Origin of the sequence: Streptomyces formicae (assembly GCF_002556545.1) — a bacterium.
In the GTDB taxonomy this organism is placed as follows: Bacteria; Actinomycetota; Actinomycetes; order Streptomycetales; family Streptomycetaceae; genus Streptomyces; species Streptomyces formicae_A.
Genome location: NZ_CP022685.1, coordinates 5,921,780 through 5,939,194, shown reverse-complemented (window position 1 = coordinate 5,939,194; position 17,415 = coordinate 5,921,780). Strand labels below are relative to the sequence as shown.

The 17,415-nt window shown below is 70.8% G+C and carries 16 protein-coding genes; 7 read left to right on the top strand and 9 right to left on the bottom strand.

Annotation, left to right across the window (positions count from 1 at the left end):
* The first annotated feature begins 112 nt into the window (after positions 1-112).
* Together KY5_RS26075 and KY5_RS26070 are read left to right on the top strand one after the other, a co-directional pair.
* The gene (locus KY5_RS26075) at positions 113-1,450 is read left to right on the top strand and encodes a M14 family metallopeptidase (protein ID WP_098244501.1); all 1,338 of its coding nucleotides are present in this window, start codon (positions 113-115) and stop codon (positions 1,448-1,450) included.
* A 156-nt stretch (positions 1,451-1,606) separates the two neighbouring features.
* Entirely contained in the window at positions 1,607-3,166 is a 1,560-nt protein-coding gene (locus KY5_RS26070) for an alpha/beta hydrolase (protein ID WP_098244500.1), read from the top strand.
* 9 nt (positions 3,167-3,175) lie between these two features.
* On the opposite strand, the gene KY5_RS26065 is transcribed toward KY5_RS26070, so the two are convergent.
* The 4 genes from KY5_RS26065 to KY5_RS26050 all read right to left on the bottom strand — a co-directional run bounded on the left by KY5_RS26065 (position 3,176) and on the right by KY5_RS26050 (position 6,990).
* Positions 3,176-4,666, bottom strand: a complete 1,491-nt coding sequence (locus KY5_RS26065) for a GntP family permease (RefSeq protein ID WP_098244499.1) — start codon at positions 4,664-4,666, stop codon at positions 3,176-3,178.
* Between the two features lie 154 nt (positions 4,667-4,820).
* A complete protein-coding gene (locus KY5_RS26060) occupies positions 4,821-5,231 on the bottom strand; it encodes a RidA family protein (protein WP_055554813.1) in 411 nt (136 codons plus the stop codon).
* Entirely contained in the window at positions 5,228-5,992 is a 765-nt protein-coding gene (locus KY5_RS26055) for an IclR family transcriptional regulator (RefSeq protein WP_098244498.1), read from the bottom strand. The genes KY5_RS26060 and KY5_RS26055 overlap by 4 nt, the downstream gene beginning before the upstream one ends.
* Positions 5,989-6,990 carry a sugar kinase gene (locus KY5_RS26050; protein ID WP_098247488.1) on the bottom strand — a complete coding sequence of 334 codons (1,002 nt, stop codon included), beginning with the start codon at positions 6,988-6,990 and terminating at the stop codon, positions 5,989-5,991. The genes KY5_RS26055 and KY5_RS26050 overlap by 4 nt, the downstream gene beginning before the upstream one ends.
* A gap of 198 nt (positions 6,991-7,188) precedes the next feature.
* On the opposite strand from KY5_RS26050, the gene KY5_RS26045 reads away from it, so the two are divergent.
* Positions 7,189-8,496 carry an amino acid deaminase gene (locus KY5_RS26045; protein ID WP_098244497.1) on the top strand — a complete coding sequence of 436 codons (1,308 nt, stop codon included), beginning with the start codon at positions 7,189-7,191 and terminating at the stop codon, positions 8,494-8,496.
* A gap of 291 nt (positions 8,497-8,787) precedes the next feature.
* A complete protein-coding gene (locus KY5_RS26040) occupies positions 8,788-10,404 on the top strand; it encodes an N-acyl-D-amino-acid deacylase family protein (RefSeq protein WP_098244496.1) in 1,617 nt (538 codons plus the stop codon).
* Positions 10,405-10,426: 22 nt separating this feature from the next.
* Here KY5_RS26040 and KY5_RS26035 read toward each other — a convergent pair whose 3' ends face one another.
* Complete coding sequence (locus tag KY5_RS26035; RefSeq protein ID WP_098244495.1) at positions 10,427-11,299, bottom strand: trypsin-like serine peptidase; 873 nt, start codon at positions 11,297-11,299, stop codon at positions 10,427-10,429.
* Positions 11,300-11,398: 99 nt separating this feature from the next.
* Positions 11,399-12,859 carry a cellulase family glycosylhydrolase gene (locus tag KY5_RS26030; protein ID WP_098244494.1) on the bottom strand — a complete coding sequence of 487 codons (1,461 nt, stop codon included), beginning with the start codon at positions 12,857-12,859 and terminating at the stop codon, positions 11,399-11,401.
* Between the two features lie 111 nt (positions 12,860-12,970).
* Between KY5_RS26030 and KY5_RS26025 the strand changes: the two genes are divergently transcribed.
* Positions 12,971-13,570 (top strand): hypothetical protein, encoded by a 600-nt coding sequence (locus KY5_RS26025; protein WP_098244493.1) that lies wholly within the window; start codon positions 12,971-12,973, stop codon positions 13,568-13,570.
* A gap of 68 nt (positions 13,571-13,638) precedes the next feature.
* Here KY5_RS26025 and KY5_RS26020 read toward each other — a convergent pair whose 3' ends face one another.
* The 3 genes from KY5_RS26020 to KY5_RS26010 form a co-directional block, all read right to left on the bottom strand.
* Positions 13,639-13,842 (bottom strand): cold-shock protein, encoded by a 204-nt coding sequence (locus tag KY5_RS26020; protein ID WP_030788646.1) that lies wholly within the window; start codon positions 13,840-13,842, stop codon positions 13,639-13,641.
* A gap of 291 nt (positions 13,843-14,133) precedes the next feature.
* Positions 14,134-14,451, bottom strand: coding sequence for a MerR family transcriptional regulator (locus tag KY5_RS26015; protein WP_234362868.1), 318 nt, complete (start codon positions 14,449-14,451; stop codon positions 14,134-14,136).
* A 123-nt stretch (positions 14,452-14,574) separates the two neighbouring features.
* Entirely contained in the window at positions 14,575-15,426 is an 852-nt protein-coding gene (locus tag KY5_RS26010; protein ID WP_098244492.1) for a S1 family peptidase, read from the bottom strand.
* A 254-nt stretch (positions 15,427-15,680) separates the two neighbouring features.
* On the opposite strand from KY5_RS26010, the gene KY5_RS26005 reads away from it, so the two are divergent.
* Complete coding sequence (locus KY5_RS26005) at positions 15,681-16,892, top strand: pyridoxal phosphate-dependent aminotransferase (RefSeq protein WP_098244491.1); 1,212 nt, start codon at positions 15,681-15,683, stop codon at positions 16,890-16,892.
* 81 nt (positions 16,893-16,973) lie between these two features.
* Complete coding sequence (locus tag KY5_RS26000; RefSeq protein WP_098244490.1) at positions 16,974-17,384, top strand: hypothetical protein; 411 nt, start codon at positions 16,974-16,976, stop codon at positions 17,382-17,384.
* Positions 17,385-17,415: the final 31 nt, after the last annotated feature.

The window sequence follows — 17,415 nt, the reverse complement described above, 5'->3', positions numbered from 1 at the left end:
GGTGCCTGCCGGTTTGGCCAAAGACAGCGTTGACCGGAGCATGCCACGCATCCACGATGGGCCCGCACCGCACGCGTCGCACTGAACCCACCCCCACCCCCGAGGAGACTTCATGCGACTTCGGATACGCGGCAGAAGATCGGCCGCGCTCGCGGCACTTCTCGCGCTCGCCGTGGCGGCACCCATCACCGCCAACGCCTCACCGGGCCCGGCCGACCAGGCTCCCCGGAAGGCGGCCGCCACGGACGACAGCGAAATACGCCAGTACCAGATCCCGCTGCGCGACGACCGCGCGGCCCGCACCGCGCTCGCCCGCACCGGCGTCGCCATCGACGAGGTCGACGCCCGCGCGGTGGTCGTCTCGGCCGACGGTCGAGAGGCGGCGAAACTGAGGGAGTTGGGCTACGAGCTCAAGGCCCTGGCAGGGCCCCCGAAGCGTACGGGCGGCCACGCGATCGAGCCCAAGGACTTCCCGCCCGCCGACGCGAAGTACCACAACTACGCCGAGATGAACGCGGAGATCGACCAGCGCATCGCGGCGTACCCGAGCCTGATGACGAAGAAGGTCATCGGCAAGTCGTACTCCGGCAGGGACATCGTCGCCATCAAGATCAGCGACAACGTCGGGACCGACGAGGCCGAGCCCGAGGTGCTCTTCACCCACCACCAGCACGCCCGCGAGCACCTGACGGTCGAGATGGCGCTGTACCTGCTGCGCGAACTCGGCGCGGGCTACGGCTCCGACGCGCGCATCAAGAAGATGGTGGACTCGCGCGAGATCTGGATCGTCCCGGACATGAACCCGGACGGCGGCGAGTACGACATCGCGACCGGCTCCTACCGCAGCTGGCGGCTGAACCGGCAGCCCAACTCCAACGGGCGCACCGGCACCGACCTGAACCGCAACTGGGGCTACAAGTGGGGCTGCTGCGGCGGCTCTTCGAGCACGCCCGGATCCGAGACCTACCGGGGTTCGGCCGCCGAGTCGGCACCCGAGGTGAAGGTCGTCGCCGACTTCGTGCGCAGCCGCGTCGTCGGCGGCAAGCAGCAGATCAAGGCCGCGATCGACTTCCACACGTACAGCGAACTGGTCCTGTGGCCGTACGGCTACACGTACAACGACACGGCCCCGGGCCTGACCCAGGACGACCGTGACGCGCACGCCGCCGTCGGGAAGAAGATGGCCGCGAGCAACGGCTACACGCCCGAGCAGTCCAGTGACCTCTACATCACGGACGGCACGATCGACGACTGGCTGTGGGGCAACCAGAAGATCTTCAGCTACACCTTCGAGATGTACCCGCGATCCGGTGGCGGCGGCTTCTACCCGCCCGACGAGGTCATCGAGCGCGAGACGTCCAGGAACCGGGACGCGGTGCTCCAACTCCTGGAGAACTCCGACTGCATGTACCGGTCCATCGGCAAGGAGCAGCAGTACTGCACGAGCTGACGCTCGCGGCAGCGCGGCCCCGGGCCCACGCAGGGGTCCGGGGCCGCGTCACCCGCCCGGCCCCTGCCGGATCGTTGCGCCGGGGGCAGCCCCCAGCGAAAGCCGGGGGCCAGCCGTAGTGAACGGGGGAAGCGGTTCCACTTAGCGTCTGACGGTATGAGACATATACGGAACGTCGGCCTCGTCCTCGCCGCCTGCCTCGGCGCGGCCCCCGCGGCGACCGCCGCGACCGGCACGACGGCCACCACCCCGGCGAACTCCCCCGCCGGGCTCGGCCGTTACTACGACCAGCACCTGAGCTGGGGCGGATGCGCCAAGAGCCCGGACGACACCATGGGCCGCGACCTGGACAAGGCGGGCGTCCAGTGCGCCGACGTCACCGTGCCGCTCGACTACTCCAAGCCCCGTGGCCGTACGATCACGGTCGCGATATCCCGGCTCAAGGCCACCGACACCCGCCACCGCATCGGCTCGATGCTGCTCAACAACGGCGGCCCCGGCAACGGCGCCGTCCAGTCCCCGCCGGAGTTCCACGGGTGGATGAAGAAGACGGGACCGCGGTACGACATCGTCGGCTTCGACCCGCGCTTCGTCGGCCGCAGCACCCCGCTGGACTGCGGCTGGAACGTCGGCACCACGCTCTTCTCCGCGGGCCTCGGCCGGGCGGGCTTCGAGCGCCAGGTCGACCTGCACAAGGGGCTGGCCGCCAAATGCCGGGCCACCGACGCCGACGTGCTGCCGCACGTGAGCACCCGCAACACGGCCCGCGACATGGACGTCATCCGCGGCGCGCTCGGCGAGAGGAAGATCTCCTACTTCGGCTACTCGTACGGCACTTACCTGGGCACCGTGTACACCCAGATGTTCCCGGGACGCACCGACCGCGTGGTCCTGGACGGCGCCATCGACCCGCGCGAGTTCGGTCCCCGCCTGCTGGCGGAGTCCGTCGGCGAGAACGAGCGGGCCCTCGCCGCCTGGGCCACCTGGGCGGCCGGGCGGAACGACGCCTACGGCCTGGGACGCACCCGCGCCCAGGTCCTCGCCACCGTCGACCGCGTCATCAAGAAGTCCGCGCGCGGCCCGCTGACCGTCGGCACCGCGCCGGACGCCTTCCGGCTCGACGACAGCCAGGTCCCGTTCGTGCTCCTCGCCGGGCTGGACAGCGACACCGACGCGTCACGGGCGTCCCTCGGCGAGCAGCTGTCCGTGCTGAACAAGGCGGCGGCCGGGCAACCGACCACGCTCTCACCCCAGTTCGCCGGGCTCCTGCGGCTCGCGACGACCGGCGAGCAGTCGGCCATGGGCAGTGCGCAGACCGCCGTCATCTGCGGGGACGCGGCCGCCCCGCGCGACCCGGAGGTCTACTGGCGGACCATCGAGCGCAGCCGCGCCGCCTACCCGCGCTTCGGCGCGCTGAACAACAACATCGGCCCGTGCGCCTTCTGGGACCGGCCCCGCGAGCGGCCCACCCGGGTCGAGCACGACGCGAAGGCGCTGATCGTGTCCGCCACGGGCGACCCGCGCACCCCGCACAAGGGCGCCGTCGCCCTGCACGGCCTGCTGGCGAGCTCCAAGCTGATCACCGTCAAGGGTGCCAACCGGCACGCGGTCTACGGCCTCTACGAGAACGCCTGCGTCGACAACCAGGTCAACCGCTACCTGGCCACCGGCAAGCTGCCCGCAGGCGACCGGACCTGCTCCCAGCAGACCGGCTAGGGCGAGCCGCTAGACGAACAGGCTGACCGCGCCCGCCACCGCGAACCCGGCCACCGAGAGGACCGACTCCAGGACCGTCCACGTCTTCAGCGTATCCCGCTCCGAGATGCCGAAGTACTTCGCCACCATCCAGAACCCGCCGTCGTTGACGTGCGAGGCGAAGATCGAGCCCGCCGAGATCGCCATGATGACCAGGGCCACGAAGGCCTGGGAGTAGTCGCCCTCGGAGAGGAGCGGGGCCACGATGCCCGCCGTGGTGACGATCGCCACCGTCGCCGAGCCCTGCGCGACGCGCAGGATCAGGGAGAGCAGGTAGGCGAGGACGATGATCGGCAGGCCCACGTCCTGGAAGGTGTCCGAGATGGCCGTGGCGACGCCGCTGGCCTTGAGGACCGCGCCGAAGATCCCGCCCGCGCCGACCACCAGGAGGATGTTGCCGACCGGCTTGAGGGACGAGGTCGACACCGTCTCCAGGGACTTGCGGGACCAGCCGCGCCGGATGCCGAGCAGGTAGTAGGCCATGAGGAGCGCGATCGTCAGGGCGACGAAGGGGCTGCCGAAGAACTCGATGACCGACCGGAAGGTGGAGGGGTCGAAGGCGATCGAGGAGAAGGTCGCCAGGAGGATCAGGAGCAGCGGCGTACCGATGATGGTGAAGACGATGCCGAGCGGCACCGGCTTCTCGCTGGGCTGTACGCCCGCCGCGCGCTGCTCGGCGACGACCGCGGCCTTCGCCTCGTCGGCGGCCTCGACCATGTCCTGCGGCACGGGCACGAAGATGCGCTTGCCGATCCACGCGGAGAAGGCCCAGGCGGCGAGGACCGCGGGGATGCCGCAGACGATGCCCATGAGGATGACCCAGCCGAGGTCGACCTTCAGGAGGCCCGCCGCGGCCACGGGGCCGGGGTGCGGGGGCAGGAACGCGTGGGTCATGGAGAGACCCGCGAGCAGGGGGAGGCAGTAGAGGAGGATCGACTTGCCGGAGCGCTTGGCGGCGGCGTAGACGATCGGTGCGAGGACGAAGATGCCGACGTCGAAGAAGACGGGGACACCGAAGATGAGGCCCGTCAGGCCCATCGCCAGGGGGGCGCGCTTCTCGCCGAAGAGGCCGAGCAGTCGGGAGGCCAACGCCTCGGCGCCGCCGGAGACTTCGAGGATCGCGCCGAGCATCGTACCGAGGCCGATGATGATCGCCACATGGCCGAGGATGCCGCCCATGCCCGATTCGATGACCGAGACCGCGTCGGACTTCTGGACCGTGCCGAAGAGTTCGGTGACGGAGAGGCCGGCCGAGAGGCCGACGACTATGGAGACCGCGAGCAGCGCCACGAAGGGCTGCAGCCTGATCTTGATGATCAGGAAGAGCAGGAGCACGATGCCGAGCGCGGCGACGGTCAGCAGACCCGCCGTGCCGTCGATCAGGGTGAGGATTCCACCGGTGTGCGGTGGCGGCTCGGTGGCGGGGGCGGCCGCGAGCGCGGAGAGGGGCGACGGGGACATCTTTGACCTCGTAAGTGCATGGAGCTTTCAGGGAAGGGGGGATCGCGGCACGGCGCCCCGGGGGTGGGCGCCGTGCCGTGACGACGTACGGCTTGCTGGGTGGTGATGCGCGTCCTCAGGACGGCGAGCGCGTCGACTCAGGACGGCGAGCGCGTCAGCTCAGGACGGCGAGCGCGTCGATCTCGATGAGCAGACCCTTGGGCAGACCCACGTAGACGGTGGTGCGGGCGGAGGCCGGGGCCTTCAGGCCCTGCTCCTCGAAGTACGAGTTGTAGATCTCGTTCATCTCGGCGAAGTGGTCCACGTCCGTGAGGTAGACGCGCATCATCATCACGTCGTCCCAGGTCGCGCCGCCCTCTTCGAGGATCGCCTTGACGTTGGCGAAGGTCTGGAGGGTCTGCTCGCGCAGGGTCGGGCCCGCGGGGGTGGGGGCCTTGCCCTCCTCGGCCGGGAGGAAGCCGACCTGCCCGGCGACCTGAAGGATGTTGCCCTTCTTCACGCCGTGGGAGAACTTCGCGGGCGGGGTGGTGTGGGTGGCCGGGGTGAGGGCGATCTTCTCGGTCATGAACTTGCTTCCTTCATAGGGGCGTTGCCGGAGTACTCCCTGCTGATGGCGTCCGCCGTGCGGCGCACCAGCGGAAGCAGGGTGAGGAGTTCCTCGGCCGTGACGACCACGTTCGGCGCGGAGACCGACATGGCGGCGACGAGACGGCCGTCCGCACCGCGGATGGGGGCCCCGATGCAGTTGATGGACTCCTCGTGGCCACCGAGGTCGGTGGCCCAGCCCTGTTCGCGCACCTTGTCCAGCTCCCTGAGGAAGGCAGCGGCGTTGGGCGTCGAACGGGACGTGTAGGTGGGGTAGTCGAGCTTCTCCGCGATGGCGCGGCGCTCGGCTTCCGGGAAGTCGGAGAGCAGCAGCTTGGCGACGGCGGCGACGGTGATGGCCACCGGCTTGCCGATGCGCGAGTACATCCGCACCGGATAGCGGCTCTCGACCTTGTCGATGTAGACGACCTCCTGCTCCTCGTAGACGGCGAGGTGGACCGTGTGGCCGCACTTCTCGTTGAGGGCGAGGAGGTGGGGGTGGGCGATCTCGCGCACGTCGAGGTTCTCGACGGCCTCCTGGGCGAGCGCGAAGAGCCGCGCGCCGAGGCGGTAGCGCTGGTCGGACTGGCGGAAGACCAGGCCGTGTTCGAGGAGGGTGCGGAGCAGCCTGAGCGCCGTGGACTTGTGGACGCCGAGCCGGTCGGCGACCTGGCCCAGGTCGGCGGGGCCCTCGGCGAGCAGCGGCAGGATCGAGAGAGCGCGGTCGACGGTCTGGCTCATGGGGTACGTACCTCCTCCTCGGCCTCGGCGTCCTCCGGGACGGGTGCCGTCCAGCCGGGGCCGAGACGCAGTCTCCCCCAGGCGGCGTCGTCCAGGGCGGCGAGGCGGTCGGCGTGTGCGCGGGAAGGTGGAGCGGCGAGGTCACCGGGGACGGTGAGCGCGGCGGCGGCCATGAGGTGGCCGTGCCGCAGGCGCTGCGCGGCGGTCAGGCCGCGCAGGGTGGCGGAGAGGAACCCGGCCGCGAAGGCGTCGCCCGCGCCGACGGGCGCGACGACGTCGACGCGCAGGGCGGCCTGGAAGACGGGGTCCTCGCCGTGCCGCAGGACGGTGGCGCCCCGGCTGCCCTGTTTGACGACGAGGGTGGCGGGCTCGGGCAGGGCGGCGCGGATGGCGTCGGGGCCGCCGGTCACGCCCCAGGCCGCGGCCGCCTCGTCCTCGCCGACGAAGACCAGGTCGGCGCCCCGGGCGAGGTCGAGCAGGACGTCGGGGCCCGCGCCCGCGTCCTTCCACAGGCCGGGGCGGTGGTTGACGTCGAAGGAGACCAGGGTGCGGCGCCCTGCGCTCGGGGCGCAGAGGTGGCGTACGAGGTCCAGGCAGTCGGCGGAGAGCGCGGGGGTGATGCCCGACAGGTGCAGGATGCGGCCCGAGGTGAGCGCGTCCCCGTCCAGGGAGCCCGGTGACATGGCGGAGGCCGCGGAGCCCGCGCGGTAGTAGACGACCTCGTGGGCGTCGGTGTCGCGGTCGTCCGCGGTGCGGAAGTAGATGCCGGTGGGGCGGTGCGGGTCGCGGCCCACGGCGGAGGTGTCCACTCCGTAGCGGGCGATCGTCTCCACGAGGTGGTCGCCGAAGCCGTCGGTGCCGACCCGGCTGACCCAGCGGGCGGTGTGTCCGGCGGCGGCGAGGGCGCAGGCGACGTTCGACTCGGCGCCGCCGATCCCCCGGTCGAAGGACGGCACGTCGGCGAGGCGTCCGGGCCGCGCGGGCAGGAACGTGACCATGGACTCGCCGAGCGCCACGACATCCACTGCTGCGGGTGCGGCCGCCTGTGCGGCTGCCTGTGCGGTCACGATCTCTTCAGCCCCTCAACCGACTCTCCGGATCCGTTGACCCGGCGTTGGCTCGGATGTTAGACAGCAGTAAGCGACATACGCAATGACCGTTGCACATGATGCAACGCACTCCTGAAGGAGACGCCCATGGCCGCCGACAACGCCGTCGACCGTCCCGCCGAGTCACCGGACGACAGGCTCGCCCGGCTCGCCGACGAGCGCGTGGACCACCGCTTCAAGGGTCTGCCGCCGGACGCGGAAGGGCTCACCGTCGGCGAGCTCGCGGCCCAGCGCAGGAACCTCTTCACCGGCGGCTTCACCACCCCGGTCCTCGCGCTCTCCGCCGAGCGCCTCGAGCACAACCTCGCGCTCATGGAGACGTACGCCGAGCGGCACGGCCTCGCCTTCGCCCCGCACGGCAAGACGTCCATGGCCCCGCAGCTCTTCCACCGCCAACTGGCGCGCGGCGCCTGGGGCATCACGCTCGCGGTGCCCCACCAGGTGCGCGTGGCAAGGGAGTTCGGCGTCTCGCGGATCTTCCTCGCCAACGAACTCGTCGACGCGGCCGCGCTGCGCTGGCTCGCCGGTGAACTCACCGCCGACCCCGGCTTCCGCTTCGTCTGTTACGTCGATTCCGTACGCGGAGCCGACCTCATGCACGCCGCCCTCAGCGAGGCGGGCGCCACCCGTCCGGTCGACGTCGTGGTCGAACTGGCCGCGGGCGACGGGGCGCGGACCGGCGCGCGGACCGAGGTCGAGTGCTTCGAGATCGCCAACGCCGTCGCGGGCGCGGACACGCTGCGGCTCGTGGGCGTCGCCGGGTACGAGGGCGAGGTCCCCGAGGCGTCGACCGCGACGGTCACCGCGTGGCTGCGCCGGCTCGTCGCGCTGCTCGTCGAGTTCGACAAGGCGGGGCGGTTCGCCGATCTGCCGGAGGTCGTGGTCAGCGCGGGCGGCAGCGCGTGGTTCGACGCGGTCGCCGATGTCTTCGCGGAGATCCCCGAACTCTCCCTGCCCGTCCTGAAGTTGCTGCGCTCCGGCGCGTACGTCTCGCACGACGACGGCCACTACCGGCATCTCACCCCGTTCAACCGCGTGCCCGACGAGGGCGCTCTTGAGCCCGCCTTCCGGCTCTGGGCCCAGGTGGTCTCCCGGCCCTCCGCCGAGCAGGCGTTCACCAACGCGGGCAAGCGGGACGCGGCGTACGACCTCGATCTGCCCGAAGCGCAGGTCGTACGGCGCGGTGGGCTCGAGCGCCCCGCGACCGGGGTCACGGTCACCGGGCTCTCCGACCAGCACGGGTGGGTCCGTACGGCCCCCGAGGCGGAACTCGCCGTGGGCGACTGGATCGGGATGGGCCTCTCGCACCCGTGCACGGCGTTCGACAAGTGGCAGCTGATTCCTCTGGTCGAGGGGGACGGGACGGTCGTCGACTACATCCGCACGTATTTCTGACCGGGGGGTCTTGGGCGGGGGTAGGAACAGGCCCGCCGCTCCGCGGCGGATCACCCCCACCCGCCCACCCGATTGCTCCGCACCGCACCGTGGGCGTAGGGACCGCACCCTCGGCGTAGGGGCGTCGGAGGCCCCCCGCCCGTCAGCCGCCGGCGGTGGGCAACCCCCGCCGGGGCCACCCGCACCCGGCGACGAAACCCGCACGGGTGGTGCGGGTGGGAACGAAATACCCGGCCGGAGGTCGGGTGCACCACAGCAGAGCCGCAGCCGAACGAACAAGGAGAGGCACCCATGGACCTGGTGATCCGAGACGCACGCGTCATAGACGGCACCGGAGGTGCCTCCTACCGCGCCGACGTCGGCGTACACGAGGGCAGGATCACCACGATCCACCGGGAGGGGGAGAGCACAGGCCCCCGCCCGACGGGGCAGAGCAACCTGGACGCCCAGGGCCTGGCGCTAGCACCCGGTTTCATCGACATGCACGCGCACAGCGACCTCGCCCTGCTCAGAGACCCCGCGCACACCGCGAAAGCCGCCCAGGGCGTCACCCTGGAGGTCATCGGCCAGGACGGCCTGAGCTACGCCCCCGTGGACGACCGCACCCTCGCCCAGGTCCGCCAAGCCATCACCGGCTGGAACGGCGACGGCAGCGACATCGACTTCACGTGGCGCACGGTCGGCGGCTACCTGGACGCGCTCGACAACGCGCACGGCGGCCACGGCATCGCGGTGAACGCCGCGTACCTGATCCCCCAGGGCACCGTCCGCATGCACGCCATGGGCTGGGACGACCGCCCGGCGACCCCCGCCGAGCTTGACCGCATGAAGCAGCTCGTCGCCGAGGGGATGCGGGAGGGCGCCGTCGGCATGTCGTCGGGCCTGACGTACACGCCCGGCATGTACGCCGACGACTCCGAACTCACCGAGCTGTGCAAGGTGGTGGCCCGGTTCGGCGGCTACTACTGCCCCCACCACCGCAGCTACGGCGCGGGCGCCCTCCAGGCGTACGAGGAGATGGTGAACCTCACCCGTACCGCGCACTGCCCGCTCCACCTCGCCCACGCCACCATGAACTTCGGCGTGAACAAGGGGAAGGCACCCGACCTGCTCGCGCTCCTGGACGACGCCCTCGCCAAGGGCGCCGACATCACCCTGGACACCTACCCCTACACGCCGGGCTGTACGACGCTGGTCGCCATGCTGCCCAGCTGGGCCAGCGAGGGCGGCCCGGACGCGATCCTCGCCCGGCTCCAGGACGACGAGACCGCCGAGAAGATCCGGCACCACATGGAGGTCATCGGCGCCGACGGCTGCCACGGCGTGCCCATCGAGTGGGACACGATCGAGATCTCCGGGGTGAGCGACCCGGGCCTGGCCTCCTGCGTCGGCAAGACGATCGCGCAGTCCGCCGCCCAGCGCGGCGAGGAGCCGTGGGTGACCGCGCGCCGTCTGCTCATCAACGACAAGCTGGGCTCCACAATCCTCCAGCACGTGGGTCACGAGGAGAACGTCCAGGCGATCATGCGGCACCGGGTGCACACCGGCGGCAGCGACGGCATCCTCCAGGGCTTCAAGCCGCACCCGCGCGCGTACGGCACGTTCCCGCAGTATCTCGGCCGCTACGCGCGCGAGTTGGGCGTCCTGTCCCTGGAGGAGACCGTCGCGCACCTCACCTCGCGCCCCGCCGCCCGGCTCCGCCTCGCCGACCGGGGCACGGTCCGCGAGGGCTACCGCGCCGACCTGGTCCTCTTCGATCCGGAGACGGTCGCGGCGGGGTCCACCTTCGAGGCCCCCCGCACGCTCCCGACCGGCGTCCCGCACGTCCTGATCGACGGCAGGTTCGTGATGCGGGACGGCCGGCGCACGGACGTCATCGCGGGACGCGCCGTACGCCGGACTCCCTGAACAGCCCGACGTTTCCCGCCCGTTACCGCCGCGCCGCTGTCGGCCGGGGCAGCTTGCAACCCTTCCGATCCAGGTCGATGCTGCTGCCCTTGCCGAGGCACGGCACGATCCCGTACGTCTCCTGCGCGTAGTTGATGCCCTTGCGCACGGTCACGTTGCCCTTGCGGTCGACCTCACACGGGTTGTTGAACGTGCACTTCTCGCCGTCCTCGTTGCCCGTGTTGTTGATCGCGGCGACCTTGCCGGTCTTGTGGTCGATGACGGGCGAGCCCGAGGTGCCCCCGATGGTCTTGCAGGCCGGGGTGTAGCGCACCGAGTCCTTCCAGGTCCAGTCGCCCTCCTTGAGGCGGTACGCGAATCCGTCGATGGCGCAGCTGTAGGTCTTCTTCCAGTAGCCGGAGACGACCGTGATGGCGCGTCCCTTCACCGGGTGGGTGCCCGCGAGCTCAAGGGGCTTGATGCCGTACTTCTTGGTGATGTCGCGGTAGCTGCTGGTGAGTTGGTAGATCGTGATGTCGGTGTCCGTCATCGTCGCGTAGGACACCTTGGACGCGGTGAGCGTGGCGACCTCGTTCGCCTTGGCGTCGAGCAGCTTGAAGGTGCGGGTGGACGGCTGGTCGACGACCACCTCGCCGGGACCGGGGAAACCGGACTCGACGCAGTGGCCGTTGGTGAGCACGAGCGCCGGGTCGCCCGGCTTGGACTTGGGGCCTCGGACGACGGAGCCGGAACAGTTGCTGAGCGCCACCGTCCCCGCGAAGTCGACGGCCTTGGCCTTCTCGGCCGGTCCCTTCCCGGCCGCCTCGGCGTGCCCCGCGAAGGCCGGTGCCGCCCCCGCACCGGCCAGTGCGAGCGCGAGTATCGAGCCCGCGAGCGCCTTGCTCGTCTTTCCCATCTGTGGAGCCCCCCTTGTGACGTACGCCTGTCGTGCGGTTGTCAGGGGCATTCTTGGGGTCCCTGTGGCGACCGGACAAGGGGCGGGAACTCTTCCCTTTCACCCACGCGGTGTGATGCGGACGGTGTGCTCGCCGGGTCCCGAACCGAGCGTGAGCGTGCGGGACTTGGCGTCCCATGAGCCCTGGTCGCCGCCCCCCGCGCCCCCGCCGCCCGTCACGCGCCCGCCCTCGGGGAAGTGCCGCGCGGGCAGATACACCTCCGTGCCGCCCCGCACCCCGGCCCTGCCCCGCCAGCGCACCGTGAGCGCCTTGTCGGCCGCGTCCCACCGGTAGGCCACGGGGTCCCCCGCGATGGCCTTGGGGTAGGGCCGGTCGAGCACCGGCAGCAGCGCGGTCGGTTTCATGTCCGCGTCCCAAGGGGCCCAGGAACCCGGGTCGTTGGACCAGTACGCGATGCCCGCCCCCATCTCGTCGGCGGTCCGCTGCACCTTCTCGACGTACTCCATGGCGCCCGGAAGGCCCACGTCGAGGCCGAACTCCCCGATGACGACGGGGGCCCCGAGCCGCCGCGCGGCCTTCTCGGTCTGCTCGCGCCAGGCCCCGAGCGACGTGTCGACCCGCCCCTTGGTGTCGCCCGCGTAGCCGCCGCCGAGGTCCATGGGCAGCGGATAGAGGTGGGGCGCGTACGCGATGCGGGCCGCGTCGCCGTCGCCGCGCGGGTCGGCCAGGCGCGGAAGCCCGGTCGCGAAGCCCCAGTTGGCGCCGATGGCGGACGGTTCGACGAAGATCCAGTGGTCGGGGTCGACGGTGCGGACGGCGTCGATGCCGTCCTGGTAGAGCCGGGCGAGCGGCCCCGACTCGAACGCCGGGCCCTGCACGCTGCCGCCCCAGGGCTCGTTCATCAGGTCGTACCCGATGACGGTGTCGTCGTCGGCGAAGTACCTGGCCACCTCCCGCAGGGCGCCCACGTAGTGCTTGCGCAGATCGCGCCCGCCGCCTTCGACCGTCCCCCAGAAACGGTCGAAGGCGCGGACGGTCCCCGGCTCGGCGTAGCCGAGCTCCCAGGGGTCGGTGGGGGCGGCGGGCAGCCCGTCGGTCTCGGTGGCCCACGGCGGCGCGCCGTTGCCGCCGACCGCGGGCCCGTACACGTCCTGGTGCATGTCGAGCAGCACGTGATAGCCCCGCTCGCCGTACCAGCGCACGCGCTCGGCGACCCGCTTCAGATACGTCCTGTCGTACGTCCCCGGGGCGGGCTCGACGTTGCGCCACTGGACGAGGAAGCGGACGAAGTTCGTGCCGAGCTCGCGCCGCTCGCGCGCGACGTCCTTCTCCTTGATCCACGGCATGCCGTCGGCCGCCGACTTGGCGCTGCTCGCCGTGGACAGGCCGCGCAGCACCAGGGCCCTGCCCTGCCGGTCGGTGATCCACCGGTGGCCGCTCGCGGTGTCGGCGCGCCCGGCGCCCGCGCCCTCGGGGCCGACCGCGACGAGGAGGGCGGCCGCGACGGCGAGCACGACACCGCCGAGTACCCAAGTCCGCCACGCCACAGGGGTTTTCATGGCCCGGATGGTAGATCGCGGGCACCCCGCCGCAACAGACCTGAGCATTGTTCACTTTTCTTCGTCCCGAACCCTGTCGGCGCCGCTCCGCGCGGCCTACAGTGACCCGCCATGCGGACGACGATCGACTCGCTGCGGGCGCGGACGGACGGCACGGTCGTGGTGGCCTGCGTCTGTCTGCTGCTCGTCCTGCTGCACGGCAGCGCGACGCTGCTGACCGCGTTCACGGCGCGGGCCGGCCTCTCGGTGGCGCCGAGCGCGCTCGGCGTGCCCTACGCCCTGCCCGGCCTGCGGGCGACCCCGCTGGGCGCGACGGACTGGTCCTGGCAGCTCTGCGAGAACTTCGCGGCCCTGCTCCTGATCGCCGTGGCCGCCGCGCGGATGCGCCGCCACCTGCGGCTGCGCCCGCGAGCGGGCAGGGGGCGCCGGCTGCTCGCGGGCTGGACGGCGCTGGTCGCGGGCGCGGGCGCCGCGGGCGTCTGGCGGGGCATGGTCGCGGCCCGCATGGTCGAGGCGGGGATCTGGGGCTGGCTGGGCCTCGCCCTCGCCGGGGCGCTCTTCGGCGCGCTGTGGGGCCTGGCGCTCGGCTGGCTGCCCGGCGCGACGGCGGCCTTCATCGGCACGGCGCGCGGGACGGAATTCCCATCGGCGACGGAAATAACCGCGACATCCGGTGAAGAAATGAAAAACAATGCAGAACGCGGGAATTGATCCCTGAAATGCAACGAGTCGGGGCCCGCACCGAAGTGCGGGCCCCGACTACGAAGTACGCGTCAGCGTCAGGCGGGAACGATGTTCTCGGCCTGCGGGCCCTTCTGGCCCTGCGTGACGTCGAAGGTCACCTTCTGACCCTCCTGGAGCTCGCGGAAGCCCTGGGTGGCGATGTTCGAGTAGTGGGCGAAGACGTCAGCGCCGCCACCCTCCTGCTCGATGAAGCCGAAGCCCTTTTCCGCGTTGAACCACTTCACGGTGCCAGTAGCCATGTCATATCTCCTTCGGGGCAGTGCCCGGAAGCCCACACTGTGCGGACTCCACGTCGCCGCGATGATTGCCCCGTCCGGAAAAGCTCCGGCAATACAAAGTGCCCCGTCGGCACGGACCGCCGACCGGAGCACCTGGAGTCTCTGGGAACCACAACTGCAACTGAAATCGACAGTAGCACGGCACTCGCTTCCGCGCCGGATTTCCTCTTTAGAACTGTCGGCCGGAACCGTCACCCGCGAATGACCCTCATCGCGCATCGTGCGAAATTCTGCATTTGCCGGAACAGATATCTAGGCGTCTTCCGCACGACGCAGCTCCGCGTTGAGGCGCAGCGCCTCGTCGAGCTGGTCCTCCAGGATGACGATGCGGCAGGCCGCCTCGACCGGCGTGCCCTGGTCGACGAGCTCGCGGGCGCGCGCGGCGATGCGCAGCTGATAGCGGGAGTAGCGGCGGTGGCCGCCGTCGGACCGCAGCGGCGTGATCAGCCCGGCCTCGCCGACCGCCCGCAGGAAGCCGGGCGTGGCACCGATCATCTCGGCGGCCCGGCCCATCGTGTAGGCGGGATAGTCGTCGTCGTCGAGCCGGTCGGGGCCGTGCGAGGGTTTCACCGGTGGAACGCTACCAACGGCGCCCGAGCATGTCTGCTCGGGCCGTGACAGGTTTCCGTCGGGCACGGGTGCCCGGCGGGGGCGGCGCCACGGACGCCGCTCCCCCGCCGGGACCGGGAAGGGCTACTTCACGGCCGAGGGCTTCGGCAGCGCACAGCCGGAGCGGCTCAGGTCGATCTTGTTGCCGGGTGCGACGCACGGCACGATCCAGTAGGTCTGCTGGGCGTAGTTGATGCCCTCGCGGACCGTGACCTTGCCGTTCTCGTCGACCTCGCACGGGTTGTTGTCCGTGCACCTCTCACCGCTCTCGTTGCCGGTGTTGTTGACGGCGACGACCTTGCCGGTCTCGTCGTCGATCACCGGAGAGCCCGACGTGCCGCCGATCGTCTGGCAGGCGGAGGTGTAGCGGACCGAGTCCTTCCAGGTCCAGTTCCCCTCCTTGAGGCGGTACGCGAAGCCGTCGACGTTGCACTTGTACAGCTTCTTCCAGTAGCCGGAGGCGACGGTGATCGCCCGGCCCTGCTGGGGGCGCGCCGAGTTCAGTTCGAGGGCCTTGATCCCGTACTTGCTCTCGATGTCGCTGTAGGTGCTGGTGAGCTGGTAGAGCGAGATGTCGGTGTCGGTCATCGTGCCGTACGCGATCTTGCTCGCCCTGACCGTGCCCGCGTTGCCGCCCGAGGCGTTGAGCAGCGTGAAGCTCCGGGACGACGGCTTGTTGACGAGGACCTCACCGGGCCCCGGGAAGCCGCTCTCCAGGCAGTGCCCGTTGGACAGGACGAGCGCGGGGTCGCCGGGCTTCGAGCCGGGCACGCGGACGACGGAGCCGGAACAGTTGCTGAGTGCCACCGTTCCCGCGAAGTTGACGGCCTTGGCCTTCGGCTTCGCGGGTGCCTCGTTGCTCACTGCCGTGGCGGGCGCCGCCGTCGCTCCGATCAGGAGGGCGGCGAAGCACGCACCGACGAGAGGCTTGTTCATGTGGGGGTCCCCTCTAGTGACTGTGTGACCGAAGTGACTTCGGCTTTGTCATGCGCATTGTTGAGTCCCGGGACCCGGAGGGCAAGACCACAAACGGACACAACTGACCGCTGACAGAACGGTTTTGCCGCGCGGGGGCGCCCCGTGAGGGGCACGGGGAACTGCGCGCCCAGCCGACACGAAGCCGCACCCGCGCACCGGGGACCAGGCAAAAGCCCCGCTCCTGCGCACCCGAAACGCGTACGCTCCACCGCATGCAGGTCATCCAGTCGACGAAGCTCGCCAACGTCTGTTACGAGATCCGAGGCCCGGTCCTAGAGGAGGCCATGCGGCTGGAAGCCGCAGGCCACCGCATCCTCAAGCTCAACACCGGCAACCCCGCCGCCTTCGGTTTCGAGTGCCCGCCCGAGATCCTGGAGGACATCCTCCGCAACGTGGGCGACGCGCACGGCTACGGCGACGCGAAGGGCCTGCTCGCGGCCCGCCGCGCGGTCGTCATGCACAACCAGACCCTCGGCATCGAGACCGACGTCGAGCACGTCTTCATCGGCAACGGCGTCTCCGAGCTCATCGTGATGGCCATGCAGGGCCTGCTCGACGACGGCGACGAGGTGCTCGTCCCCGCGCCCGACTACCCCCTGTGGACCGCCGCGGTCTCCCTCTCCGGCGGCACCGCCGTGCACTACCGCTGCGACGAGCAGGCGGACTGGATGCCGGACCTCGCCGACATCGAGCGCAAGATCACCGACCGCACCAAGGCGCTCGTGATCATCAACCCGAACAACCCGACGGGCGCCGTGTACAGCGAGGACATGCTGCGCGGCCTCACCGACATCGCGCGCAGGCACAACCTCCTGGTCTGCTCGGACGAGATCTACGACAAGATCCTCTACGACGGCGTGACGCACACGCCGACCGCCGCCATCGCCCCCGACCTGCTGACCCTCACCTTCAACGGCATGTCGAAGGCGTACCGGGTCGCGGGGTACCGGGTGGGCTGGATGGCCATCTCGGGCCCGAAGGCGCACGCCTCCTCGTACATCGAGGGCCTGACGATCCTCGCCAACATGCGCCTGTGCGCGAACATGCCGGGCCAGCACGGCGTCGTCGCGGCGCTCAGCGGGCGCCAGACCATCAACGACCTCGTCCTGCCGGGCGGCCGCCTGCTGGAGCAGCGCGACACGGCGTACGACCTGCTGACCCAGATCCCCGGGGTGAGCTGCGTGAAGCCGAAGGGGTCGCTCTACCTCTTCCCCCGGCTCGACCCGAAGGTCTTCAAGATCAAGGACGACCGGCAGATGGTCCTCGACCTGCTGCGGGCCGAGAAGATCATGGTCGTGCACGGCACGGGCTTCAACTGGCCCGAGCCCGATCACTTCCGGGTCGTGACGCTGCCCACCGCGACCGACCTCACGGAGGCGGTCACCCGGATCGGGCGCTTCCTGGACGGCTACGGCCAGCCGTGAGGCGGCTCCGATAGGCCCGACTCAACTTTAGACAGAATCTAAGCTAGGATGGCTTTCAAGATACCGCTTGGAGGCCATCCCATGTACGAGCCGATCCGCACCAAGTCGGTCCACTCGATGGCCGACGACGCGGGCTTCCCGCACCGCTCCCGCGAGGAGGAGCTGGACATCCAGCTCGCCGGGCACCTCGCGGCGCTGCTGGCCGTCACCGACGAGCTGCGCGCACTCGCCCCGTCCGCCGACCTTGACGCGGCCGCCGAGCGGCTGGCGGATCAGGTCGCCCGCCTGCGGCACGGCGCACAGCCCCCGCGGTCCTCCGTGGCGAGCGCCATCCACGAACCCCACCTCACCGCCCTGCACCAGCGCGCCCATGCCCTCGCGGGCCGCGCCCTGGTCGTCGCGGCATCGCGCGCCGACACCGCGGCCGCGATCCTGGCCGCCGAGCGCATGGACGTCCACGCGGACGCCACGCGCCTGGTCGGCGCCTCCTGAACGGCCCCGGTCCGCGGCCGGGGAGGCCGCG

Bases quoted from the DNA above. Each gene is read 5' to 3' on its own strand.
- KY5_RS26065 (WP_098244499.1), bottom strand. From the start codon at position 4,666: ATGTCCCCGTCGCCCCTCTCCGCGCTCGCGGCCGCCCCCGCCACCGAG.
- KY5_RS26030 (WP_098244494.1), bottom strand. From the start codon at position 12,859: ATGAAAACCCCTGTGGCGTGGCGGACTTGGGTACTCGGCGGTGTCGTG.
- KY5_RS26060 (WP_055554813.1), bottom strand. From the start codon at position 5,231: ATGACCGAGAAGATCGCCCTCACCCCGGCCACCCACACCACCCCGCCC.
- KY5_RS26040 (WP_098244496.1), top strand. From the start codon at position 8,788: ATGGACCTGGTGATCCGAGACGCACGCGTCATAGACGGCACCGGAGGT.
- KY5_RS26005 (WP_098244491.1), top strand. From the start codon at position 15,681: ATGCAGGTCATCCAGTCGACGAAGCTCGCCAACGTCTGTTACGAGATC.
- KY5_RS26070 (WP_098244500.1), top strand. From the start codon at position 1,607: ATGAGACATATACGGAACGTCGGCCTCGTCCTCGCCGCCTGCCTCGGC.
- KY5_RS26000 (WP_098244490.1), top strand. From the start codon at position 16,974: ATGTACGAGCCGATCCGCACCAAGTCGGTCCACTCGATGGCCGACGAC.
- KY5_RS26025 (WP_098244493.1), top strand. From the start codon at position 12,971: ATGCGGACGACGATCGACTCGCTGCGGGCGCGGACGGACGGCACGGTC.
- KY5_RS26045 (WP_098244497.1), top strand. From the start codon at position 7,189: ATGGCCGCCGACAACGCCGTCGACCGTCCCGCCGAGTCACCGGACGAC.
- KY5_RS26050 (WP_098247488.1), bottom strand. From the start codon at position 6,990: ATGGTCACGTTCCTGCCCGCGCGGCCCGGACGCCTCGCCGACGTGCCG.
- KY5_RS26075 (WP_098244501.1), top strand. From the start codon at position 113: ATGCGACTTCGGATACGCGGCAGAAGATCGGCCGCGCTCGCGGCACTT.
- KY5_RS26035 (WP_098244495.1), bottom strand. From the start codon at position 11,299: ATGGGAAAGACGAGCAAGGCGCTCGCGGGCTCGATACTCGCGCTCGCA.
- KY5_RS26055 (WP_098244498.1), bottom strand. From the start codon at position 5,992: ATGAGCCAGACCGTCGACCGCGCTCTCTCGATCCTGCCGCTGCTCGCC.
- KY5_RS26020 (WP_030788646.1), bottom strand. From the start codon at position 13,842: ATGGCTACTGGCACCGTGAAGTGGTTCAACGCGGAAAAGGGCTTCGGC.
- KY5_RS26010 (WP_098244492.1), bottom strand. From the start codon at position 15,426: ATGAACAAGCCTCTCGTCGGTGCGTGCTTCGCCGCCCTCCTGATCGGA.